The sequence below is a fragment of the Cupriavidus sp. 291-E7 genome (assembly GCF_057798835.1).
The window spans coordinates 36,210-58,853 of record NZ_JBYOJV010000028.1; the positions used below are offsets into that span (position 1 = coordinate 36,210).

At 56.4% G+C, this 22,644-nt stretch carries 20 protein-coding genes and 2 pseudogenes; 7 read left to right on the forward strand and 15 right to left on the reverse strand.

All coding sequences use genetic code 11. The features are described from left to right. Positions 1-3: 3 nt before the first annotated feature. Entirely contained in the window at positions 4-255 is a 252-nt protein-coding gene (locus AC3FLX_RS30360; protein ID WP_488701040.1) for an HPr family phosphocarrier protein, read from the reverse strand. A gap of 146 nt (positions 256-401) precedes the next feature. Between AC3FLX_RS30360 and AC3FLX_RS30365 the strand changes: the two genes are divergently transcribed. Both AC3FLX_RS30365 and AC3FLX_RS30370 read left to right on the forward strand, forming a co-directional pair. Next, positions 402-605 (forward strand): CopG family transcriptional regulator, encoded by a 204-nt coding sequence (locus AC3FLX_RS30365; RefSeq protein ID WP_488701041.1) that lies wholly within the window; start codon positions 402-404, stop codon positions 603-605. 200 nt (positions 606-805) lie between these two features. Continuing rightward, positions 806-2,062 carry a cation:proton antiporter gene (locus AC3FLX_RS30370; protein ID WP_488701042.1) on the forward strand — a complete coding sequence of 419 codons (1,257 nt, stop codon included), beginning with the start codon at positions 806-808 and terminating at the stop codon, positions 2,060-2,062. Positions 2,063-2,124: 62 nt separating this feature from the next. Here AC3FLX_RS30370 and AC3FLX_RS30375 read toward each other — a convergent pair whose 3' ends face one another. The 9 genes and pseudogenes from AC3FLX_RS30375 to AC3FLX_RS30415 all read right to left on the reverse strand — a co-directional run bounded on the left by AC3FLX_RS30375 (position 2,125) and on the right by AC3FLX_RS30415 (position 10,703). After that, positions 2,125-2,658 (reverse strand): NADH-quinone oxidoreductase subunit B family protein, encoded by a 534-nt coding sequence (locus tag AC3FLX_RS30375; RefSeq protein WP_488701043.1) that lies wholly within the window; start codon positions 2,656-2,658, stop codon positions 2,125-2,127. Continuing rightward, complete coding sequence (locus AC3FLX_RS30380; RefSeq protein WP_488701044.1) at positions 2,658-4,202, reverse strand: hydrogenase large subunit; 1,545 nt, start codon at positions 4,200-4,202, stop codon at positions 2,658-2,660. Before AC3FLX_RS30380 ends, AC3FLX_RS30375 begins: the two co-directional genes overlap by 1 nt. A gap of 4 nt (positions 4,203-4,206) precedes the next feature. Beyond that, on the reverse strand, positions 4,207-5,613 hold the full coding sequence (locus tag AC3FLX_RS30385; RefSeq protein WP_488701060.1) for a hydrogenase 4 subunit F: 1,407 nt from the start codon (positions 5,611-5,613) through the stop codon (positions 4,207-4,209). A gap of 49 nt (positions 5,614-5,662) precedes the next feature. Next, positions 5,663-6,322, reverse strand: a complete 660-nt coding sequence (locus AC3FLX_RS30390; RefSeq protein WP_488701045.1) for a formate hydrogenlyase — start codon at positions 6,320-6,322, stop codon at positions 5,663-5,665. 1 nt (position 6,323) lies between these two features. Next, positions 6,324-7,271 carry a respiratory chain complex I subunit 1 family protein gene (locus AC3FLX_RS30395; RefSeq protein ID WP_488701046.1) on the reverse strand — a complete coding sequence of 316 codons (948 nt, stop codon included), beginning with the start codon at positions 7,269-7,271 and terminating at the stop codon, positions 6,324-6,326. A 10-nt stretch (positions 7,272-7,281) separates the two neighbouring features. Next, positions 7,282-9,297 carry a hydrogenase 4 subunit B gene (hyfB, locus tag AC3FLX_RS30400; RefSeq protein WP_488701061.1) on the reverse strand — a complete coding sequence of 672 codons (2,016 nt, stop codon included), beginning with the start codon at positions 9,295-9,297 and terminating at the stop codon, positions 7,282-7,284. A 147-nt stretch (positions 9,298-9,444) separates the two neighbouring features. Further along, positions 9,445-9,594: pseudogene (locus AC3FLX_RS30405) on the reverse strand (ribbon-helix-helix protein, CopG family); the annotation flags it as partial. A gap of 330 nt (positions 9,595-9,924) precedes the next feature. Further along, positions 9,925-10,206: a methyl-accepting chemotaxis protein gene (locus AC3FLX_RS30410; protein ID WP_488701047.1), complete on the reverse strand. Its 282-nt coding sequence runs from the start codon at positions 10,204-10,206 to the stop codon at positions 9,925-9,927. Positions 10,207-10,283: 77 nt separating this feature from the next. Beyond that, entirely contained in the window at positions 10,284-10,703 is a 420-nt protein-coding gene (locus tag AC3FLX_RS30415) for a hypothetical protein (protein WP_488701048.1), read from the reverse strand. 251 nt (positions 10,704-10,954) lie between these two features. Here AC3FLX_RS30415 and AC3FLX_RS30420 point away from each other — a divergent pair, with 251 nt between their 5' ends. Both AC3FLX_RS30420 and AC3FLX_RS30425 read left to right on the forward strand, forming a co-directional pair. Continuing rightward, positions 10,955-11,326, forward strand: coding sequence for a hypothetical protein (locus AC3FLX_RS30420; RefSeq protein WP_488701049.1), 372 nt, complete (start codon positions 10,955-10,957; stop codon positions 11,324-11,326). 5 nt (positions 11,327-11,331) lie between these two features. Further along, a complete protein-coding gene (locus AC3FLX_RS30425) occupies positions 11,332-13,467 on the forward strand; it encodes a putative bifunctional diguanylate cyclase/phosphodiesterase (RefSeq protein ID WP_488701050.1) in 2,136 nt (711 codons plus the stop codon). Between the two features lie 220 nt (positions 13,468-13,687). Here AC3FLX_RS30425 and AC3FLX_RS30430 read toward each other — a convergent pair whose 3' ends face one another. Both AC3FLX_RS30430 and AC3FLX_RS30435 read right to left on the reverse strand, forming a co-directional pair. After that, positions 13,688-15,178: a sensor domain-containing diguanylate cyclase gene (locus AC3FLX_RS30430; RefSeq protein ID WP_488701051.1), complete on the reverse strand. Its 1,491-nt coding sequence runs from the start codon at positions 15,176-15,178 to the stop codon at positions 13,688-13,690. 371 nt (positions 15,179-15,549) lie between these two features. Further along, positions 15,550-15,840: a DUF2471 family protein gene (locus AC3FLX_RS30435; RefSeq protein ID WP_488701052.1), complete on the reverse strand. Its 291-nt coding sequence runs from the start codon at positions 15,838-15,840 to the stop codon at positions 15,550-15,552. A 1,447-nt stretch (positions 15,841-17,287) separates the two neighbouring features. On the opposite strand from AC3FLX_RS30435, the pseudogene AC3FLX_RS30440 reads away from it, so the two are divergent. Further along, positions 17,288-17,382: pseudogene (locus tag AC3FLX_RS30440) on the forward strand (H-NS family nucleoid-associated regulatory protein); the annotation flags it as partial. A gap of 115 nt (positions 17,383-17,497) precedes the next feature. Beyond that, complete coding sequence (locus tag AC3FLX_RS30445; protein ID WP_488701053.1) at positions 17,498-17,815, forward strand: H-NS histone family protein; 318 nt, start codon at positions 17,498-17,500, stop codon at positions 17,813-17,815. Positions 17,816-18,116: 301 nt separating this feature from the next. Here the strand turns inward: AC3FLX_RS30445 and AC3FLX_RS30450 are convergent, their stop codons facing one another. Next, positions 18,117-18,947: a helix-turn-helix transcriptional regulator gene (locus AC3FLX_RS30450; protein WP_488701054.1), complete on the reverse strand. Its 831-nt coding sequence runs from the start codon at positions 18,945-18,947 to the stop codon at positions 18,117-18,119. 164 nt (positions 18,948-19,111) lie between these two features. Here AC3FLX_RS30450 and AC3FLX_RS30455 point away from each other — a divergent pair, with 164 nt between their 5' ends. After that, positions 19,112-19,795, forward strand: coding sequence for an ESPR domain-containing protein (locus AC3FLX_RS30455; RefSeq protein WP_488701055.1), 684 nt, complete (start codon positions 19,112-19,114; stop codon positions 19,793-19,795). 487 nt (positions 19,796-20,282) lie between these two features. Here the strand turns inward: AC3FLX_RS30455 and AC3FLX_RS30460 are convergent, their stop codons facing one another. After that, positions 20,283-20,939: an HNH endonuclease gene (locus AC3FLX_RS30460; protein ID WP_488701056.1), complete on the reverse strand. Its 657-nt coding sequence runs from the start codon at positions 20,937-20,939 to the stop codon at positions 20,283-20,285. A 176-nt stretch (positions 20,940-21,115) separates the two neighbouring features. Continuing rightward, positions 21,116-21,436 (reverse strand): H-NS histone family protein, encoded by a 321-nt coding sequence (locus AC3FLX_RS30465; RefSeq protein ID WP_488701057.1) that lies wholly within the window; start codon positions 21,434-21,436, stop codon positions 21,116-21,118. Positions 21,437-22,644: the final 1,208 nt, after the last annotated feature.

Consider the following 22,644-nt stretch of genomic DNA (forward strand, 5'->3'; position numbering starts at 1 on the left):
GGCTCAACCTGCCAGTAGATGGGCCAGGGCCATCACTGCGGCGGCCTCATCGGGACCGGCAGCCTGAATTCGGATGTGGGTGCCCGCGCGTGCAGAAAACCGCATGACCTGCATAACATCTTTGGCGTTTGCAGTGAAGTCAGCGCTGACGAGAAGAACATCGCACTCGAACTGGGTGGCCGCATGGACCAATCGTGCCGAGCCCCGACCCTGGAAGCCAAGATATCTAGATATTTCAATAGTTACTTCTACCACTATGCCCTCAGACGAACAGTCTCCGAATTGCAAGCCACCGATCAACCAAGGGCTTTTCGGGCCACTTTTTGTGCGCCGGTAGCCTGCAGTTTTTCCGCTTGTATAGTATGATAATTACATTATCATACAACACTATTTCAAGACACATGGAAACAAAGACTGCACGACTCACAGTCCTAATCGATCCGGTGAAGAAGAGCGCATTCGAGGCACTGTGTGCTGCGCAAGATCAAACGCCGTCCCAAGTCGTACGGCAACTCATTCGCGACTACCTGAATCATCACGGCGTCGACTATGCAACCCGGTCCAGTGTTGGGGCCAAGCCCTTGCCTCAGCAAAGCAACTTGTAGCCGCCGAGTCCGGACGAGATTCCAATCTTTCTTCTGAGTTCAGTGGAGTATTTGCGTTTGGGTTAGGCGCTTCCGCCAACTAGGGCACGTGGCTACCGAAAGCGGTGCCGCACGGCGCACCGCCTAGAAAGTTGCCGGGAAGGCTATTCCCATAGCGCACCGATTTTCCGCCCCCATCTTCCGGGAGAAACTACACCTCAATGACTGTATTCCAGGGGATTGGTGCCCTTCTCTCTCTCATTGCCATTTTCGGCGTCATCAACTTCCGTTTCATCAAACTTCCCGACACCTTGGGTATAACCGCTGTGGGCCTGCTGGCTTGCCTGTGCATGTCGATTCTGGGCTTCGAGCATCCGGAGATGGTCGTCCAGGCACGCAGGTTGGTAGCACAGATAGACTTTGCCGACCTGGTTTTCCACGGCCTACTGAGTCTTCTGCTATTTGCCAGTGCACTCCACGTTGACCTCTCACGCATGCACCGCCAGCGCAGTGCCGTGGTCCTACTCGCCACGATGGGAGTCATAATCTCCACTATTGCGGTGGGTTGTGGCTTCTACTATGTAGCGCAATGGCTGGGGCACCCGATCAGCTTCCTATGGTGCATGGTATTTGGTTCACTGATCTCCCCCACTGACCCAATCGCGGTGCTCAGCGCACTCAAAAATGCAGGTGCTCCCGAAAGCCTTGAGACCAAGATTGCGGGCGAGTCCCTGTTCAACGACGGTACCGCCGTAGTCGCATTCTTGACGCTTGTGGGGCTGGCCACGGGGGCCACAGAATTCTCCGCGCCGCATGTCGCGCTCGCACTAATTCGTGAGGTTCTCGGTGCTCTGGTACTCGGTGCCGCGCTCGGATATGGAGCATCAACGCTGCTTAGGGGTATCGACAGCTATCCCATCGAAATTCTGATCACTCTAGCACTGGCTACCGGCGGCTACAGTCTGGCCGAAGCAGTACATGTATCTGCGCCTCTCTCCGTAGTTAGCATGGGCCTAGTGATTGGCAACCATGGTGTCACAACCATGTCGGAGAAAACCCACGAACATCTCTTCAATTTTTGGGGACTGCTCGACGAATTGCTGAACCTGATTCTCTTCGGCTTGATTGGCCTGGAGGTCATCGCTCTGTCGTTGCAGCAACATATCGTCTGGCTCCGCTTGGCCGCTATTCCTGTCGTATTGTTAGCGCGTGGTATCAGCGTGGCCATTCCGCTACTGGCGTTGCAGAACTTCCGCCGGCTCAATCCACACTCAGCCACTATCCTGACGTGGGGCGGACTACGTGGCGGGATTTCGCTAGCGTTAGCATTGTCGCTACCAGATTTTTCTGGGCGCGAGATGCTGATTGGAGTGACATATCTTGTGGTGGTATTTAGCCTACTGATTCAGGCTACAACGCTGGGCAAACTCGTCAGACACCTGAACGGTAAGCAAGACCCTGCGACGCCGATTGCTTGAACCTGCTCCGGCCTTCGCCAAGTTGGGCGAGAAATCGTGCCGATTCCGAAATCTCGTGGCACTCACGTCTGAGAATGCGGACGCCGACCATGACGTCGCTGTACGGCCGTGACAATACCGCGCAGGATGTCAACAGGCGGTGGCGGACAACCGGGCACAGTGATGTCCACAGGAATCACGTTGGCGACACGCCCGCAAGTTGCGTAGTTTTGGTCAAAAATGCCACCCATACAACCGCAATCGCCCACCGCCACTACCAACTTGGGTGCCGGCGTAGCTTCATAGGTACGCCGCAGTGCTTCCTCCATGTGGCGCGAAACCGGTCCGGTGACCAGGAGCATGTCGGCATGTCGTGGGCTGGCAACAAACTTGATACCGAGCCCCTCGATGTTGTAGTAGGGGTTTCCAAGTGCGTGAATCTCCAGCTCGCAGCCATTGCACGACCCAGCGTCAACCTGACGAATCGTCAACGCTTGACCGAGAATATCGAGCAGGTCCTGTTGAATGCGCGCGATTGTGATTTCGTCATCGTCTGCCTGCGGCGCTCGTTCTGTAACGATGCCGGTGCGCGCAATTTGCTTGAGTATTTGCCACATCAGAGGTCGTGCCCTGCATAGCTGAGGTTGAAGGATTTGTTGATCAACGGGAAGTCAGGAACGATATTGCCGATGATCGCATGCTCAACTACCGGCCAGTTTTGCCACGAGGGGTCGTGGCAATGGCAGCGCAGGATGCGACCTTCAGCCGAAGTCTCCAGCGCCACGAAAACTTCGCCGCGCCAACCTTCGACCCATCCGGCACCCATCGCAGCGATGCTCGGTAGTTGCAGTTCACTTCGCGTCGCACCCTCAGGAAGCCCGGCGCAGATAGCACGAATCAGACGCAACGATTCAAGCGCCTCGTCAAAGCGCACAGCCACGCGCGCCGCAACGTCGCCAGCGCCATGAGTAGCCATCTTCACTGCTAGCTCGTCATAAGGTGCCCAGACGTAGTCGCAGCGCAGGTCTGCAAACATGCCGCTGGCCCTCCCGGCCTGCCCTGTAAGCCCGAGCTGGGCTGCAAGCAGTGGCGTGACGCGGCCGGTGTCGAGAAACCGGTCTTGCAAACCAGCATGCTCATCATAGATTGCGCGCAGCGCACGCACTTCATCCTCGACGATATCGCACTGCCGCGACAGGCGCTCCAATATGTCCGGCGGCACATCGATCGCTACCCCCCCGGGTACAACTCTATCCATCATCAGACGATGACCAAAGACTCGGCCGGAGAGGCGTTGCCAGTCTTCCCGCAATCGCGAGAACTGCGCGAGTCCGAAGGCGAGGCCAGCGTCGTTGCCGAGTGCGCCGAGGTCGCCTAAGTGATTGGCCACCCGTTCACGCTCCAGCATCAACGCGCGCAGGCCGGCGGCGCGCGGTGGCGGTATGACACCGCACACCGACTCGAGTGCCATGCAGTAAGCCCAAGCGTACGCCACAGTGGAGTCGCCGGATACCCGACCTGCCAGCCGAAAGCCCTCGTGAGGAGTGAATTCCGTAAAACGACGTTCGATACCCTTGTGCGTGTAGCCCAGCCGTTCTTCCAGTCGTAGTACTTTTTCGCCAACCACTGAGAAACGGAAATGTCCGGGCTCGATGATTCCCGCGTGCACCGGCCCTACCGCGATCTCGTGCACACCGTCTCCTTCGACCCGCACAAAATCGTAGTTGGAAGGAAGCGCATCTGCAGTGTGCACGTGCGGTGAGGTATGTCGCTGCAATGGTGGTCGTCCGGCCTCTCCCCACAGACCATGATCTAACCAGGGACGACAGTCGCACGCGCCATGTATGAGAATGCCCGACAGGTCGCTCATGGCACGCTGCATCCTGTTAGCACACGGGAAGACGCCCGAAAGATCTGGTACTGAGCCCTCTGGGTGATCGCGCTGCAGCTCCAGCCAGACCAGACCCTGCGATAGCGCATACGCGGCACATGCCGTCGCCCCGACATCACGTTCTGCACCCCACATCGCAACCAATCGCCCACCGGCTTCGGCAACTGCACGTGCAATGGGTAGCCAGGCATCTCGAACTGCTTGCCCATGCCAAATTGGCAGCGGCGCTGCCAGGCGTTCTACTTCTATACCGAGATCGGGAAGTACCATATGTTCAACCTCCCAACATGGCGGCTGCTTGGCGATACCAAGCGTCCAGATATGGCGGGATGTAGAGGCCGGCTATTAGCCCAAGTGCGAGATGCGCGAACACCGGAACAAGTGCCGGCGGATGCGCCAGCGGCTCGAGGGAGGTGTCACCGAACACCATCGGCAATACCCTGCTGAAGATGGAAGCAAAGGCCACTCCAAGCGCTATCAACAGAAATGGCGTCGCCCATGCGTGCTCGCGCATTGCGGTGGTGACAATCAGAAATTCGCTGGCGAAAACGCCAAATGGGGGCATCCCAAGGATGGCCAGGGCGCCAAGCATCAGCCCCCACCCTACGGTGGGGCTGACACGGAGCAATCCCCGTATGTCATCCATGATCTGCGTGCCTGCCTTCTGTGCAGCATGGCCCACGGCAAAGAAGATTGCCGATTTGACCAGCGAATGCATTGTCATGTGCAGCAGGCCAGCATAGGTGGCAATCGGTCCGCCCATGCCGAAGGCAAAGGTCATCAGACCCATATGTTCTATCGACGAATAGGCGAACATGCGCTTGATATCGCGTTGCCGGATCAAGAGAAAGGCGGCCACCACCACTGACAGCAACCCAAAGCCCATCATCAGGTAGCTTGTGAGTTTGTTGGTCAATGCGGCGTCAGTTAGCATCTTGCAACGCAGCACTGCGTAGAGCGCCACGTTGAGCAGCAGCCCTGACAGCACCGCGGATACCGGCGTTGGACCCTCGGCGTGTGCGTCTGGCAACCAGTTGTGCAGTGGTACGAGACCCACCTTGGTGCCATAGCCAATAAAGAGAAAGGCAAATGCCAGCATGGTGATGTCCGGGTCGAGCTGCCGCTTTACCGCATCCAGATTGGTCCACAGCAAAGCGCCGCCCTCGGCGCCAATCACTTTCTCTGCAGCCATGTAGAGCAGCACAGTGCCAAACAGTGCCTGTGCGATTCCAACACCGCATAGTATGAAATACTTCCATGCTGCCTCAAGACTGGCTGCGGTACGATAGACACTGACCAGCAGCACCGTCGTCAGCGTAGCGGCCTCCATCGCCACCCAGACGATACCCAGGTTGTTGGTAGTCAGCGCCAGCAGCATGGTGAAGGCAAACAGTTGGTACATGCTGTGATACAGGCGTAGACGCGGCTGAGTCATCTTGCCGTGATCGTACTCCACCTGCATGTATGGACGAGAAAAGACCGCAGTGGTGAGGCCGACAAAGGCGGTCAGCGCCACAAGAAAGACGTTCAGCGAGTCAATGTAGAATTCGCGCCGCCATACCAATAAGGGACCGTTTGAAACCACCTGTGTCGCCAGCACGCTGGCTGCAGCGAACGTGCCCAGACTGAATGCCACATTGATGTCGCGAGCACAATCGCGATGCCCTAGAAATGCCAGCATCAGGCCGCCGGCGAACGGTATCGCAAGCAGAAAGGCGAGCGCGATCAAGTCAATCCTCCTTCAATCGCTCGAGATTCCGGATATCTAGGCTGTCGAACTGCGCCCGGATCTGGAACATGAACACGCCGAGTATTAATACCCCGATCAATACGTCCAACGCAATGCCGAGTTCCACCACCATCGGCATGCCATAGGTGGCGGCAGTGGCTGCAAAGAACAGCCCGTTTTCCATGGACAGGAAGCCTATTACCTGCGGCACGGCCTTAGAGCGCGTGATCATCATCAGGAACGACAGCAATACGCAAGCGAGCGCGATGCCGAGGGTGCCGCTAGCAAGCTTAAGCGACAACCGCGAGATTGGCATGGCCAGGTTGAAGGCAAAAATAACTACGAGGATGCCGATCAGCATAATGGTTGGAATATTGATCAGCGTCTCGATATCCCAACGGATCTGCAATCGATCAATGATCCTATGCAGCAGGTAAGGTATCAACATCCCCTTGAGTACCAGCGTCAACACTGACGACAGGTACAGGTGAGGCTGGGCTGTTACATGGCCAACCACTGCCGTCGCCAGTGCCAAAGTCATTCCCTGCATGGTGAACAGATGGATCAGCGACAGGATGCGTCTTTGCGAAATCATGCCGAAGGCCAGAATCAATAAGACCGCGCCCAGCAGGTTGACGAATTGCGTCAGTAGCGTGCTCATGTCAGTGAACCAACAGGATGTGCACCAACAGGCCGATCACCGCAAGCAAGAAAGCGGTGGCGAGAAATTCCGGCACACGGAAGATACGCATTTTGGCATTGACCGTTTCCAACAGCGCAAGCAGCAAGCCGCCCACCATCAGCTTGGACACCAGCGTCGGCAAAGCCAGTAGCATTGAGAGCGGTGCATTGGCTTCTCCCACCCCCCAAGGCAGGAACAGCGCGAGGCCGATGCAGGAGTAGGCATACAGCTTCAGGCTTGCTGCCCATTCGATCAGCGCCAGATGGCGACCGGAGTATTCCAGGATCAGTGCCTCATGGATCATGGTCAGCTCCAGATGGGTGGCGGGGTTATCTACCGGAATGCGTGCATTCTCTGCCAGAGAAACCATGGTGAATGCAACCCCGGCGAAGGCCATACCCGGATAGATCGCAAGTTCCTGATGGGCCAGCGTCTCGACCATCGTAGCAAGCGAAGTTGAGCGGGAGATCAACGACGCCGAAAACAGCACCATCAGTAGGGCCGGTTCCGCCAGAAAGCCAATCAGCATATCGCGCCGCGCGCCCATCGTACCGAATGCGGTACCAACATCCATCGCTGCCAGCGAGACAAACACCCGTGCCAATGCGAACAGACCCACCAAGGCGATGGCATCCGCGGCCGGTGCGAGCGGCAGGTCGGTGGACAATGTGGGGATGATGGCGCAAGCCAGCATCATGCACCCGAACACGATATAGGGAGTGATGCGAAATAGCGGTGAGGCGTTTTCGGCCACCACAGATTCCTTGTTGAACAGCTTGTGCAGCATGCGATAGGGCTGCCAGAAGCTTGGTGCGGATTTGTTCTGCAGTAGAGCTCGCCATTGGTTGACCCAACCAGACAGCAGCGGTGCCAAGGCAATGGAGACAATGATCTCGAGTAGTTGCGACAGCAGGCCGGACAAGCTCATTAATGTGTCCTCACACCATCACCACCGCCAGCACTGCGATCAGCGTCAAGAAGCTGTAGAGCAGATATGCCGAAATGCGCCCCTGCTGAATCGCGCCAAGAATCCTTGCCAGATACAAGGCCAACCGGATCGTTGGTAAATATAGCCAGCGCCAGAAATGATCGGCCAGTTCCACGTGATAGCGCGGCTGATCGTCAAATGGCGACGGCAATTCTCTCCGCATCAAGAAGAAGGGCTCAAAAATCTGTCGGATTGGTTGGCCAAAGCCCTCTGCCGTGTCCTGCATGCGTGCAGTACCCCACGGGTAGCCGCAGGCCCACGGCGGACCGCGGCGCAGTCTGCCATGATAGAAGCGACGTACCAGCAGAAAAGCGAGCGCAAAGCTGGCCAGGATACCAAGCAAGAAGATGGCTGGGCCGTAGCTGGCGCGCTCCGCGCTGATGGGCGCAAGCAACCAACCACTGTCCGCGACGCGTGCGCCGAGACCGCTGCCAACCAGTTGCTGTGTAACGGCATCGATCTGACGGATTACATGGGATGGCAGCAGTCCGAGTACTACGCTTCCCAGCGCCAGCCACAACATGCCGACTCGTTCCCAGTGACCTGCGTCGTGTGCGACGATCAGCTTTGCCTCGCGCGGAAGTCCGAGGAATATCACTCCGAAGAACTTGACCATGGTATAGCCGGCCAGCGCGGCCACCAGCGCGATCAACGCGGCCACGACGGGAATAAGCATGGTCAGCAGCGGCATGGGCAAGCCCGTGGTGAACAGGAAGCTCTGCAGCAGCAGCCACTCCGAGACGAAACCACCCAGTGGCGGCAACCCAGCGCTCGCCAGCACACCGAGCAGCGTGAGCCAACCCACCCACGGCATCGGACGGATCAGGCCACCTAGCTTGCCAAGGCTTCGTTCGGCCGTGGCATGGAGTACGCTGCCGGTTCCGAGGAACAGTAGGCTCTTGAAGAATGTGTGGCTGGCCACGTGGTAGAGCGCGGCGGTCAGCGCCAGCGCAGCCAGCGGTCTCATGTCGTAGGCTGAGAAGATAAGCGTGAGCCCGATCGCAACAAACAGCAAGCCCATATTCTCGACCGACGAATAGGCTAGCAGCCGCTTCATGTCCGTCTGCACCGCAGCAAATACCACACCGTACAACGCCGTTGCCAGGCCAAACGCCAGCAGCAACCCTCCCCACCACCATAGGCACATCTGCTGAAGGTCAAGGACCACGCGCAAGAGACCATAGATGGCCGTATTGAGCATCACGCCACTCATCATTGCCGACACTGGCGACGGTGCTGCCGGATGGGCTTCGGGCAACCATATGTGCAAGGGCAGCAGACCAGCCTTGGCGCCAAAGCCAAACATCGCAAGCATGAACCCCAACGTTGCCCAAAATGGCGTTAGGGCCTGGGAGCGGATGTTTGCAAAGGTGTAATCGCCGGTATTGGCTTGCAACACACCAAAGCACAACAGCACCGCGATGGCACCGATGTGTGCCATCGTGAGGTACATGTACCCCGCGCTGCGGACTTCTGCGATACGGTGATTGGCTGTAACCAGAAAGAATGACGACAAGGCCATGGTTTCCCACATCACCATGAAGGCGTAAGCGTCGTCCGCGAGCACCACACCTGCCATGCTGGCCAAGAATAGATGGTATTCCAGACATAGCAGCCCTGGCGGCGTACCCTCCCCTTGCCGGAAGTAGCCGGCCGCGAAGACGGAGATGCCAGTTGCGGCGGCTCCCATCACCATCAGGAAATAGGCGGACAAGCTATCGAGCCGCAAATGGAATGGCAGCCCGGGCAATCCGATCGGCAAGACGGCAACTTCCGGCGTTTCGCCCAACGCGGAAAATGCCAGCACAGCAAGCAATAGTCCGAGCAGTCCGCCCAACGGAAAGAGCATGCGTGATACCACTGTCAGGCGATGCAACACCAGCAAGCCAGTTGCCCCAACTAGCAACCACAACACCGCGACAGCAAGCATCCAGTCGAGCAGCAACCACTGTCCGATCCCCGACATGCCGCTCACGATTCAGGCCCCGCGACGAGTGGTTTGCCGCCTAGCAGGGGGTGACCCGCTTCGTTTTGCCGACGCCTTCGCATCAGATTTGCTAAATCCGGTGGAGTTCGAAGCCACCACGTCTTCGCGACTCAGGCCACTAGGCACATACTCGACGCCGTGTTGGACCAAGTACTCCCGGATAAGCTGACGTATGACCTGCGATGCAGTCTGATCCTGTTGCGCACACAGGTTCTCGAAAGCAGCCTTCTTGTTCGGATCGATCAGGATCGTGAGCCGGGCAGTCTTGAGTTCCATGGTGCCTCGCATTGCAATACCATGATCATATGCATCACATGATAGAACCATGCTCCATGAAATGCCAACCGGCATCAATTTTGGGAGATAGCTTGCCAATGAGTGCGGCAGGATCAGGTAGCCTACCAATACAGCAACCTACCGGCGATTCTGCCATGAATTGTGCTCCATGCATCTCATGCCCCGAGCCAAAATGACGGTCTGGGCCACTTATCCAACTGCTGGACCACGACGATCCATTTGCGGGTACCAAATGCACATATGCGAGTCACCGCCGCCCAGGCATTGCATTCATCGGAGCACGCTAACAGCCTCCACCAGCCTCGTGGCCTATTGCTTGAGACTCTCTGCCGCAGCAGCACTCTGCTCCACTAAAGCTGCAATCTGCTCACTAACGTCGATCGTCCCGGTGATCGCCACCACTGCATTTGTGCTCCGCTGGGCGAGGCCGCGAGCTGCCCCACCTACGACGATAAAACTGTGACGCTGCTCGCTGGTGCGTGCCGCCTCTACTGCCGTATTGAGAGCCAGAATGTTGGTTTGGAAAGCACTGCCTTCGATCACGCTAATGATGTCAGCGATTCGCTTTGAACCGTCTGCGACCTCGCTCATGGCAAGGGGGTCGGCGCAATTGGGCAGTTAGAACAAATGACAAGGTCTTCCGGGAGGAGACCTCTTAACGATGAACCTCAACCTCGGCGTTCCAGCACGGTATCATGTAGCAATGCCAGCACGTCTTGTGAGTCGTCCCACCCCAGACAGGCATCGGTAATGCTCCGTCCGAATAGCAAGCGGGATGGATCATCCTTGCCCGGCACAAAGGTCTGGCTACCACCGAACAGATGGCTTTCCACCATCACGCCAAAGATCGCGCGATTGCCGGCGGCAATCTGCCCTGCCACGTCCCTTGCCACCAGCACCTGGCGTTCGTGCTGTTTGGCGCAGTTCGAATGGCTGAAGTCCACCATCACCGCGGCATCCAGCCCGGCAGACTTTAGCGCCGCGCAGGCACTGCCGACCGAGTCGGCACCATAGTATCCCGAGCACGATATTAAATTCATGGCAGTTCCTCCCGACTGAATACTTTTCAACCGGCTATCGACGGTCACCGCCTCGTTCCGAATCAGGCGGATATGCGCGAATAGAAAGGCAGATAATGTGGTGGCACCTGAAAGCCGTCTGGAGGGTGCTCACTCGTACCTTCACTATTGGCGGTAATGATCTCGAAAGTATGGCACTCAAAGAGCGGCAATAGCATTCATCACACTTTTGATGGGTAGTCAATTCGGACTAGTTCTGGTAGAAACAGCCCCGAAAGGATGTCTTGCCGTGCGTGATTTCTCTGCGATGCTTCCTTTGCATGTTCGATCTCAAATCGGAGAAGGAAGGTATCGGAATGGAGAAACGTCGTCAAAAGAGATTGCGCGCCCACATCAAGGAATTTATTCTTCCGCCGATCACTGACGGGCTTGTTCTGGGGCGCACTTCGCCAATTGGCCACGTCGCCGTTGGGCGCGCACTTGGCTTGCTTTCTACAACCCCGTTCGAGCATATCGAGATAGATGATGATGTGATTTCAGATATCTTGATTCGGAAAGCGATTCTCCGGAAGATTCCCGCAGCCGAGCTTAAGATATTTATCCTAGAGGAAATCAAGCCTGCTATGGGGGCAGAAGAAATCCTTCACCTAGCGCTTGAAGTTGAACTATTTGTAGATCGGAAGTTGGGATAGTCTAGATGGACACACTGCTTGTTTCAGATTGTCTCGACTTCCGTGCGCGCCGTGTAGCTCCTGACCAGCGATATCGCGATCTGGTAGAGTTCGACAAAAAATCTGCGACTGTCTTTTCCGTTTTTGACGAGAGCGGCACCTTTCTAGGGTTAGTGACAGACCGCCAGGCAACCCTTTTCCCGGGCCGAATCTTCGCAGATCTGCTTATGCGCAGGCCTCCCGAGCCGGTAAAAACGAATGAGAGCGCGCTGCGACTGCTAAAACGCATGCGCAGGGAAGACTGTGATCACTTACCCGTATTCAATACCAGCGGCGAGTACCTCGGCATCGTATCGATTACCTCCCTTCTTAATAAGCTCGTTCATCACAGCGATATCTATCGTCGAGAACGTGAGGTTCTCGTGGCCCAATTGCGCAGGGAACTCGAGAACCGAAGGGTGTCTGCCAATATTCTCGAGTCAACGAGTGACGCAGTGCTAATTATGGAACCCGGCCTGCGGATCCAGTATGTCAACCGGGCCTTTATAGCCGCAATGGGCTATTCCGACAAGGAAATTGTCGGACGAAAGGCCGGATTTTTGCGATCTGGACGGCATGAACGGAAGTTCTACATAGACATTCTTGTGGCCCTGCATGAGCGTGGGCACTGGGAGGGCGAGGTCTGGTTGTTGCGCGCGGACGGATCAATAGCTCCGGATTGGGTGACAATCAAGACAATTCGAGATGAGCGCGGCGAGATACTGAATTTCGTGGCAATGTTCGCGGACATCATGCAACGTGAGAGTCTGCGTGCCCAGTATATGCATCTTGCCTATTATGACAGCCTGACCGGCTTGCCAAATCGGCGCCTATTTCATGATCAACTCAGTCATGCCATTGAGCGTTCAGCGCGCAAAGTCGTACAATTTTCTCTCCTATTTCTCGACCTAAATCGTTTCAAAGATGTCAACGATACACTCGGCCACTCTTTTGGTGATCGACTTCTAAAAATAGTAGGTGACCGCTTCAAGAGATTGACGAAAGAAACGGATTTCGTGGGGCGAATCGGAGGAGATGAGTTTACGTTTATTCTCCACGAAGCGGATGGTCTGGATCATACCGAGGCTATTACGAAGCGCATTTTTGATGAACTGGCGAAGCCGATTGTGCTCGACGGTACTCAAAGCTATGTCTCAGCGAGTATTGGAGTAAGCCGCTATCCGGCAGACGGAGTCACGGCTGAGGCTTTGATTATGAATGCAGATGCAGCGATGTATAGTGCCAAGGAAGAAGGCATTGGTGCGTGCCACTTCTTTTCTCCGGGTTTGCATGACAAGGTGCTCAAGCGCCTCGATATATCCAACGCTTTACATCGAGCAATCGAGGCCAAAGAATTTTCCCTGGCCTGGCAGCCTCAGGTTTCGTTGGCTACAGGCAAAATCGTCGGCGCGGAGGTTTTGATACGCTGGATGCGTAATGGCATCAATCCTGTCTCCCCGGCCGAATTCATCCCAATCGCAGAGGAGACTGGCGTGATTGGTCTGATAGGAGACTGGGTATTACGTGAGACCTGCCGTCACGTAGCTGAGTTGGAGGCATTGTCCATCGACCCAAGCTTTCGCGTTGCAGTGAATTTCTCCCCGTTGCAGCTTCGCTGGCACAAACAGGAGTCAGTTCTGCGCACAATCGAGCGATACGGAATTGACTGCCGACGTCTCAAGATTGAACTGACAGAGAATTCGTTATTCCTCCACAAGGACGGGTTGCTCGAATTCGTGCATGAACTGGGCGCCGCCGGAGTCGGTGTTGCTATCGACGACTTTGGTACGGGGTACAGCAATCTATCTAGCTTGCGACACTTGCCAGTCACGGAACTCAAGATCGATCGCACGTTTATTCACGACATGCAAGGATCATACAGTGACAAGCAGATTGTGCAGGCCATGATTGGAATGGCCCATATGCTTGGCCTGCATGTCGTGGCCGAGGGTGTTGAACACGCGTGGCAAGTCGCAATCCTGCAAGAATTCGGATGTGACATGGCGCAAGGTTATCTATTTAGTCGTCCGGTTGAATTTGAGGCATTGCTCAAGCTACTCGCTGCCCCTACCGCCTGTATCCGCTCAATCCTTGCGGATACCAATGTTGTCGGTACCAACTAGAAATACTTGATTCCTTCTTGCACCCATTGGTTCGCCAACTTCGAGGCCGAGCGTCCTCGTAAAGGAAAACTGAATCGTTGGATGGTTGGCTAGGAAGCTGCTGCATTAACCTCCCAAATGGGAACTCCAGCGACCACCCTCCAGATACGGCTAAGGTTACCTGGACAAAAGCCCCTTGCTTAACGGATGAAGCTAAACCACTGCTAGTGGCAGGGCGCTCTTATTGAGAAATTACGATGTTCCTGCCGGCAGCTTTTGCTTCATAGAGCCGTCGGTCGGCAAGGTGCATGAGCTGGTCCGCCGTGTCACCGGTCATGGCACTGCCATCAAAGACCGCAACACCAATGCTGACACTCAGTTGTCCGATTGGGCTACCGAAGTTCTCCTTGTTAGTTGAGAGGAGCGCAGCACGAATCTTCTCCGCTACTTGAACCGCTCCTCGTAGGACCGTATTCGGCAGCAGCACGCAGAACTCCTCGCCGCCGTAACGGCCGACGAAATCGCCCGGACGACGAATACTATCAACGATACAGTGAGCGATGGTTCTTAACGCCTCGTCACCGGTAGCGTGTCCATACTGGTCGTTGAAACTCTTGAAGTTATCAGCATCTACCATCAGCACAGAGAGATGCTGCAAGTTCCTGCTTGCGCGTCGCCACTCGACATTGAGCGCCGAATCCAGAGAACCACGTGTGCCCACACCCGTTAGACTATCTGTGTTGGCGAGCAGATGAAGCTGCTGTTCCACCACGAGCCGCCTGCGAAATTGCGTTGCAAACAAAGCGGAAACCACGATGATGAGAAAATCGAGCACCGCCACAGCGCTACCGATAGCCCAAGCGCGTCGATTCCACTCGGCGTAGATGTCCTCGGTGGCGAGTCCCACGACGACAATCAACGGGTATTTCCCAATATGCCTGAAGCTGTACAGGCGCTGCGCACCATCCAGTGCCGCAGTCCCAATGTAACTACCTCGGTCAGCCTGAATCAGCGGCTTGAATGCTGGAACACCTGCAATGCTCCGTCCGATGTCCTGGGGATTGTACGGGCGTCGCATTAGAACCGTTCCGTCGGGTAGAAGCAACGTGAGCGAGCCGCGGCTGCCAAGAGTCATCCCGTCGAATAAGCGGCGGAAGTAGTTCAGCCGAAGCGTTCCCACGACGACGCCCGCAAACAAACCGTGTCTATCCGTCAACCGCTGGCTCAGCGCCACTGACATCTCCGTCGTCGTGTGCTGCGGTGAAAATGGCTTGCTGACGACAAGCCCGGCATCGGGCGACTGCTGTTGAATCGTGAAGTAGTCCCGGTCACTCAAGTTGACCTTTCTCGGAGGGACCGAGCGTGAATCAATTTCGACATCGCCCACACTGTTCGTGACCAGGAGCGCCCCAATATCCTTAGCATTGGTTGACCTGTCGAAGAGGACGCGCTGCCGAATCTTTGATGGTAATCGCAACACTGCCGGGTCGTTGACACCGTCAATGACAGCATTAATCGACAGTTCGTAGACTTCGATATTGCGTTCAATATCACGCTGCAGAATCAGGGAGAGATTTTCGGCAGCGTCGCGTGCCCGTGCGAACGCGTCCGAGCGCATTTCGTAAAGCGCTATTGCGGTGATGCACGCCATGGTCAAGGCGGCAGCAAGCGCCCCTAGGACGAAAAGAGTTGGGCGAGCCAGAAAGGCCGCAGCAAACTTCGTCAGCGCCATACGACTTTTATAGGTGACAGCCCCGAAACAAATGTGCTTCGGCGTTCACATATAGGGCGCCACGGAATGCTCGGAATAGGTGTGCTCGGATTTTAACGGCTTATCCCGAGCCGTCCTAGCGGAATGGAGAGGCAAATTCCCTGAACTACTTTCCAGTTGTATGACAACTTCGATTCGTTAATTTATATCTATTTTGCAAATTACATAAATTAAAACTAATTAATCCCTTGCCTCCACTCCCAGGCCCGGCGTGTCCGTCGAGGAGTCGACACTCACTCCAATACGGTACGTTGGTCCGCTAGGCCCGCCCTACGAATGAGCCACTTCAATATCAACGTACCTCCTGGCATTCGGCCTGATCCATACCGATATCAACTGACGCGACGCCAAGCGTCGGCAATCGCCCCGAAAACAATCGGTACGAAATCGAGGCCTTCGAACGACGCCGGTTGATCATCCGATGGGTACTGCAGCGCTGCAGGCGCACTCAACAAGTCGAGGCTCCGCTTACTATGACGGCCACTTGCAGCGACCTCGGCCAACACCTCCGACTCGATCCGGTGCAGCAGACCCCAGGTCAAGACACCCATCGCTCGATGACGCCGCACGACAACTGGCAGCGCTTTCCGTATTGCCGCTTCGGCAGCAAGCAAGGTTTCCATTTGCAATTCCGTTGAGTTACTGCGCCAATAGTTCGAGATCATTGCGTCAACAGCGAGCAGATCCGCTGATCAAAGGCTTCCTCGTCATGCCAAGGCGGCGCGGACACCCCCAACTATCTACCTCAGGCTGCGAGGTCTGACCGTCACGCATTGCCGCTGTCAAGACATCCCCCATCCGCTCCGCACCCACTAGTGAGAGATGGCTCACGCTCATCCCGATAGAGGCCGCTCGCCAAGGCGACGTCGTGCGGCGCCTGAACGAGTTGAACTTCAAAGTACATGGCACTCTGCCTTAGTGATATTAACGCAACGGCTATTGCAACTGAGCCGATCTCGCAGGCGGAACAGATTGGCAACCCGGCCAGCGCTTGAGCAGATAGAGAATCCCAGCCGTGGTGTAGGAGTTACGCTTCCCGATCGTTGCTTCCCGCCCGGCTTTGAGTGCCGTCAGCTCGGTACGGCCTCGCGTTGCAGGACCTCCCGGCATCGGTCTGGTGGGTGACCGCAAATCTCGCGCTCGATGTCATAGAGTTCACCAATACGGCAGAACTTACGTCGGGCATGGATCCAGAAGCGGGGTCCTGCACGCTCCTGTCTCATAGACGGCGCCGTGGGTACTCGCCCTTGCGATCGGGAGAGTAGGCAAATCAACCCGCCGGCCGTGAGCCATCCCCGGGCGGCCGGTAGTCCCGCACATAGGTCCACAACCGCGCCGTCTTCGTCGGTCATTTTCCGGGTGTCAGTACCGGGTTAGGCGTGTCGTTAGGCGCGAATTGCCTGGCCCTGCAAGGCGAGCAAGGCTGAACAGCCTGCCACCCAGTCGCCCAGCGTCGATTCGGGCATCATGACGCTCATATTTGGTTGTCTCGTCGAGCGCATCGAAGTGTTCGTGAAGCAGCTTCTGTGGATCGGCGAATACGTGCGTCTTTATCATCTCGCAACTTCGTAAGGTTATGAAGCGCCCATCGAATGGCGGACATGTCCTTGAGGTGAGGAAAGGCCGGCATCAGTGACCACGCAGGCTCGGCTTGCACAAATGAGATGAGGAAATCCCTGTGTGCTTGGGTCAGAGCCGCAGGCAACTCTTTCTGAAGCCATTCTCGAGCTGCGACGAGGCTTCAGATGCTCACGTCTTCGGTCGTCATGCCGACAAATTCTCCATGGCTTTCCGCCAGCTCGGCTCTATCCTTTTTGCACCCGAAATGCCTAAGCCACTTCTCATCATCCGTACGGAATTCAATATGGCCCTTGCGTCGCCACTGAGCCCCTTGGCAGGGTCCGAGCAGCCTTTTTCCGGAGCATCGGCAGCAACAACGCACCGTGCCCGAGCGGATGCCATTCTCTGGGCCCGATCAGCGTGCCCCATGGCATCTCATTCGAACAACTTTAAGCGGCTGGATGTTTTAAATACAAAGAGCTCGATGGAATATCTGATAAAGACATCAGATATAGAGATGCGGAGGGTCATGTTTGGAGCGGCACGGGGCACTACCGGATTGGCAGCGCGCTGTCAATGCAGGCCAGTCCATTGAACATTTCAGAGCTTTCCTGGGCGGATCCTCGTCGCCTTCCGAGCTTCTTTGTAATATTTCGATTTCTCATTTAGTGACTTGTGATATAGGATGACGCTATCGAACCATTTTTCGAAGGAGATCCGATGGCGACATACAAGCAACTGATGGCCGAAAAGGCTTTGCTAGAAGCTAAACTGCAAGAAGTTCGAGCCGCAGAGGTTTCTGGAGTGATCGAAAAAATCCGAGGCCTGATGGCGGACTATGGATTGACAGTGGAGGATATTGCTGGAAAACGCCGTCGCGGGCGACCCGCCAAGGCTGATAGCGCTGCCAGTGTCAAAGGCGCGCTGCCGCCAAAATATTTGGATCCCAAGACTGGCAAGACTTGGTCAGGTCGCGGACGTGCACCCGCGTGGTTGGGCAAGAATCCTAAGCGATTTCTGATTGCAGAAGAAGCTTAAACTTCGGTGGTCCCATAGGCAGCTTGCACCGAACTCATTAGCCGAGGCCGTTTTTGCGTCGAATGATAAACGTTAGCCCATATGGCTCAGCGAAGGTGGGACGACGGTGCTTGGTCCTGCCATCGATCATTCTAGGCGCCCATTGTCGCAGACGCGGATTTCATGCGACGCAAATTGCAGCCCAGGTTTAGTCTGGCGCATTGGCCAACCACACCGAGATGCGGTTAATGAGACCGGTCTTCCCCTCGCTTGACCGTAAATTGGGGGCACGGACCCATGCGGGGCGACTCAAAACAGTCGCTTAGGCTCGTGCGCTTGACGACGTCTGCGATTTCCAGGCTTTCAGCGGAAGTTTCCACAATGGCGGCATATGCGAAAACGGCGGGGCGGTGTGGACAAGCCTGGCCAGCGCAAGGCGGCTGTCCGTGCCGATCTTGCTGAAGATGGCCTTCAGGTGCGCCTTGACGGTATCGAGACTCACGCTCATCGCGGCAGCAATGGCCTCGTTGGATTTTCCCTGAGCAAGCCATACCGCCGCTTCAATCTGCCGTTGTGTCAAGCCGGGAAAGGCGAAATGCAGACGATCTGCCGCGGACAGTGCTTCGACCGTACGTTGTTGCGCCTGGCGGTAGACACGCAGCACATGAGCGCGGTAGGTCTGCAGTCGATCGCGTTCGGCATCGCTATACGCCGGCCGCCCCACAATCCGATGCGCGCTCAGGTCGAGCGAATACTCGCCGTGCTGAATTAATACGCCCATGATGCGGTGAGCGCCGGATGGCAGAAACACTTCGCGTGCCATCGGCAAGGCCATGAATTCCTCGTCGCTGAAGATATCAGATTCGCGTATGGCCCGCTCCCCGTAGAAGACCGGGTCTTTCTGCCAGAACGGATGACTGTACGCGTGGCGCGCATAGGCTTCGAACGCCTGCGCGCGCCGCTCCGGTGCGTCCTCGACAGACAGCAGCGCACGTAGCTCCCCGCTTTGGTGGTGAACTTCTGTCCAGGCGACGACATCGGCGTCGGTAAGCCGGGTGATCCCCTCGAACAGCACGCCTGGCAATGTCAGCAAGTCAGACTCGGATTCATACAGGCGCACGATCTCCTGCAGCAGGATGGGGTCGTTGTGCATGACTACTCGTTCGGGTAATGGAAATTTTCTCCGGCAAATCTTACATTAGCGCGCCTTGATGTGCTGGCCGCGCTCGCGTGGTGCGCGGCCAGGATGTCTCCAGCGCAAACAGACGCGGCTACGTGCACATAGCCCGAGAATGAACAAGAACGAGGGTTGGTGGGATGAATCGCACTTACAAGGTGGTGTGGAACGGGGCATTGGGTGTCTGGCAGGTCGTGTTGGAACTGGCTGCGTCATGCGCGATTACGCCGGGTGCGCGCAAGCGCCGGCGGCATGCGGTAGCAAGCACCACGATGATGCTGTCGCTAGGTTTGGCCTCGACGCTGGCGCACGCGATCGACGTACTACTGGTTGGTACCGGCGGCAGTGGTGGCGGCGATGGCGGCAATGGCGGCGTCGCAGGCGGTAACGGCGGGGCGGATTTCTTTCTGCCTGGCGCTGGCGGCGCCGGCGGAATACCGACACCCACGCAGACCATCCCCGGATCCTCCAACGGCGGCAGCCTCCTGCCAACTTACGACTACGTCTGGCAAGGTCAGTTAGTTTGGGATATTGCATGCCAATTAGTTTCGGATAGCGGGCGGGGGTTCGCCTGCGAAGCCAGAGCTGGCAAGGGATATCCGAAACTGATTGTTTTTTTGACTTGCGCTTTTGCTGCGCCGCGATTTTGCGGGACCCGTCGCAAACTTTCCACAGACCGCCACTTCCAATCTAGACCATGCCGTGGATTTAGAAAGGATAGGGAACGAAGGCCGCCACGGCGAGGCCCGGAAGGACCGCGACCATCCATAGGCATCGACCTACGGGGCCCGCGCATAACCGAGGGCGAGCTATCCCAGCGGTGACGAGGAGCGACTACTGATTACATCCACACCGCTCGTACTCGCGTGCTGACCAACACTCAAGGCCACTCGCCATGAATGGTCAATATCACCGGTAGGCTCGAAAAATCAACTGCGGCGCAGTTCCCGGCTAGACGTGAGCTTTGTGACTCGCGTAGAGACCGCCTACCCTCCTTTCCGACTCATCTCTTCGTTGATGAGGGAAATTTCTTCATCGACGATTGCGAGCAAGCCGCCAAGAGTGCCTGAAAACTGACCTCGCGCGTCGGGCCGTCCAGCCCGCTCACTCGCAGCCCTCACCAAATCATATGTACCGGGCGTGGCCCGTGGCGAGATACGGATGGCACGCTTAGCTCCGACAAAATAGGAGTAGCCATCTTTCCGAGTGTTGGGACGCAGCACGGGTCGTGCCCTCTGAAGCGCAAGGTGGATTTCGTCAATCGTCATTTTGTCATGTGTGCACTGGCGAATCAGAAACGCATGGACACGGTCAGCCGTAATGTTGTTCTCGATGGCAGTTCGGGCAGACCGCTATCGCGTTCGCGACTGTGTCGTCGCCTCCCCTGGCCAAAGGCACAACATGGTGCACCTCGAGGTAAGGTTCACCTGTCGACTTCCGATTGAAAGGAGCCTTGGAGTTGCAGGATTCGCACGTACCGGTAGCCCGGTGGAGCACTTCAGCAATTACGTCAGAATTGCGGTCAAACACTCGCGTTAGAACAAACTTCTCTGCCGGCTTCGGCTGGGCTTTCTGAAGACGAGCAAGGCGAAGCGAAACGTCGTCATGCAGCGCTCTACTGACCAGACCGTCTAATTCGGCATAAAACCCCGCTGCTTCATCAAAGACCGGGGACTCCACATCAGGTTTGCACGTCCCGCACGGCGAGATGTCAACGGGAACTCCCTTGGTCTCCGTAAGAAACTGTTCGGAAATCAGGGCGTATCGATGCGAGCAAAGTTTGGTGTATCGGCCGGACGTATATGGCGCGTTCTTCGGACTCGCTATTGTCCCGCAAGTAGCGCGATGCAGCTTCGGCGTGAACTGATGTGCGGGATGCCGAATGTTGAGGACGAGCCCATCCGGATTGCCGCCCAGCCAATCCATGTATCCGCGTTCGTCATTTCTGAAGTGTTCAACTTTTGTCATTGCAGTCGGGCAATATCGTCTCTAACCGTCCGTGGCCCAGCATCAAAAGACGGCCGCCGGCTTTGCTCCGATGAACAGCAGCATCCCTGTAGAGGCATGAGAACCGTCTAACTACAGCGACAGTCCATGATGGGCGAGACTTCACTATCCTTATGCAGACGTCTCGCCAGCTCACCTCACTCTTCCGCGATGAGGAAGCGATTCGGGTTCTTGCCCAGCCAGGCGGGTGCCCGACCGCGACCCGACCAGGTCTTTCCGGACTTGGGGTCGCGATACTTCGGCGGCAACGGTTCCTTCGTTTCGGCAGCCTTTGCAGATTTACTGCCAGCGGGCCGGCCGCGACGACGCTTCCCTTGAATGTCTTCAACCGAAAGGTCGTACTCAACCATGAGATTGCGAATTTGCTCGATGACGCCAGCAACTTCGTTCGTACGCACCTCAGCAAGCTGAGCCTCAAGGGCTGCCTTCTGAGCTATCAATTGCTTGTAAGTTGCCATGTTTCTCCTTAGGGTTATATCTTTGGAACAATAGCAAAGTCGTTATACGCCATTAGCACGACAGTAGGCAAGCCAATATTATTTCCTCCAATTACTAACCCCTGAAAGGAAGCTCACACCCCATCTCAAGCAAATGGACGGCAATGGACCGGAATATTGCAAAATATGCAATCTGTCGAAATTAACAAGATCCTTGCAATGTCCGATTCGCCCCAACGGACTTCCGTCCGTTGGGCGATCCATTGCAGCTTGAACCCGTTGTCTCAATCCCATACTCGGCGCAGCATGCCCTACTTCTGCATTACAGCGTGTCCGTGGAGCGGCCCCTTGAATCTCAGGACACCCGGCACCTCTTAAAATAAGAGGTAGTGTGCGACACGAAGCATGAGGCCGTTGGTTAGGCGCAATGCATGCTCGTTTCATCATTGTTCAACTGCATGCAGTCTGGTGCGGTAGTGAACCCGCCGTGCGACCGGCGGTAGCTTGGGAGCGCGTGCATCGCTGGTAACGGCGTTGTGCGAAGCCGCTCCGACAAAGTGTCCGTAAGCGCGCAGTGTCGCGAGGCACTGCGTGGAAGCTCCGAGCAGCAATGGGGCTGAGATGCGAAGCTGGCTGACATGGGCAACACATGTGAATCGCTGATAAACGTCGTTATTATTGACATGCCAAAGCTGCTGTTAGGCATGACCCAAAATGGGAAGTGGCCGGATGTTGCTCTGCTATCAAGCAACACGTCGCCGTAAGCGCCACCGGCGAAGAGGCGGGTCCTTACTCAGTCGTGTGATGAAACGGGAACGTGGTAAGCCCGTACCGTTGCCCTCGTGGCAAGCGAGCCGTGAGGCAAGCTGTTGACTGTGCGGGTATGAGAAGGCGGAAAACGCGAATGCCGCGCCGTAATCGTGTGGATAGGGGCTGCAACATCGCCTCGCGCGAAAGCGAGCAGACTTCCGCTAGGTTCTCGAGCGCAGAAACTTGGTCTGGGTTCAACGAGGGGAAGCATGGAAGAGCGCCAGCTATGGCGTCTGCACCTCTCGGCGCTTGCGCTGAGCGACGACCGTTCATCGATGCGTAGGCTCAATTGAAGTCGAGAGCCGACTGTTTATCCATAGACAGTTTTTCGAGAGCGTGAGCCGTATGCGGGGAAACTCGCACGTACGGTTCTTAGGGGAGGATGCGCCGGCGACGGCGTGTCCTTACCCGATCTTGTG

Bases quoted from the DNA above. Each gene is read 5' to 3' on its own strand.
- AC3FLX_RS30365 (WP_488701041.1), top strand. From the start codon at position 402: ATGGAAACAAAGACTGCACGACTCACAGTCCTAATCGATCCGGTGAAG.
- AC3FLX_RS30370 (WP_488701042.1), top strand. From the start codon at position 806: ATGACTGTATTCCAGGGGATTGGTGCCCTTCTCTCTCTCATTGCCATT.
- AC3FLX_RS30375 (WP_488701043.1), bottom strand. From the start codon at position 2,658: ATGTGGCAAATACTCAAGCAAATTGCGCGCACCGGCATCGTTACAGAA.
- AC3FLX_RS30380 (WP_488701044.1), bottom strand. From the start codon at position 4,202: ATGGTACTTCCCGATCTCGGTATAGAAGTAGAACGCCTGGCAGCGCCG.
- AC3FLX_RS30385 (WP_488701060.1), bottom strand. From the start codon at position 5,613: ATGCTGGCATTTCTAGGGCATCGCGATTGTGCTCGCGACATCAATGTG.
- AC3FLX_RS30390 (WP_488701045.1), bottom strand. From the start codon at position 6,322: ATGAGCACGCTACTGACGCAATTCGTCAACCTGCTGGGCGCGGTCTTA.
- AC3FLX_RS30395 (WP_488701046.1), bottom strand. From the start codon at position 7,271: ATGAGCTTGTCCGGCCTGCTGTCGCAACTACTCGAGATCATTGTCTCC.
- hyfB (WP_488701061.1), bottom strand. From the start codon at position 9,297: ATGTCGGGGATCGGACAGTGGTTGCTGCTCGACTGGATGCTTGCTGTC.
- AC3FLX_RS30410 (WP_488701047.1), bottom strand. From the start codon at position 10,206: ATGAGCGAGGTCGCAGACGGTTCAAAGCGAATCGCTGACATCATTAGC.
- AC3FLX_RS30420 (WP_488701049.1), top strand. From the start codon at position 10,955: ATGTTCGATCTCAAATCGGAGAAGGAAGGTATCGGAATGGAGAAACGT.
- AC3FLX_RS30425 (WP_488701050.1), top strand. From the start codon at position 11,332: ATGGACACACTGCTTGTTTCAGATTGTCTCGACTTCCGTGCGCGCCGT.
- AC3FLX_RS30430 (WP_488701051.1), bottom strand. From the start codon at position 15,178: ATGGCGCTGACGAAGTTTGCTGCGGCCTTTCTGGCTCGCCCAACTCTT.
- AC3FLX_RS30435 (WP_488701052.1), bottom strand. From the start codon at position 15,840: ATGGAAACCTTGCTTGCTGCCGAAGCGGCAATACGGAAAGCGCTGCCA.
- AC3FLX_RS30445 (WP_488701053.1), top strand. From the start codon at position 17,498: ATGGCGACATACAAGCAACTGATGGCCGAAAAGGCTTTGCTAGAAGCT.
- AC3FLX_RS30450 (WP_488701054.1), bottom strand. From the start codon at position 18,947: ATGCACAACGACCCCATCCTGCTGCAGGAGATCGTGCGCCTGTATGAA.
- AC3FLX_RS30455 (WP_488701055.1), top strand. From the start codon at position 19,112: ATGAATCGCACTTACAAGGTGGTGTGGAACGGGGCATTGGGTGTCTGG.
- AC3FLX_RS30460 (WP_488701056.1), bottom strand. From the start codon at position 20,939: ATGACAAAAGTTGAACACTTCAGAAATGACGAACGCGGATACATGGAT.
- AC3FLX_RS30465 (WP_488701057.1), bottom strand. From the start codon at position 21,436: ATGGCAACTTACAAGCAATTGATAGCTCAGAAGGCAGCCCTTGAGGCT.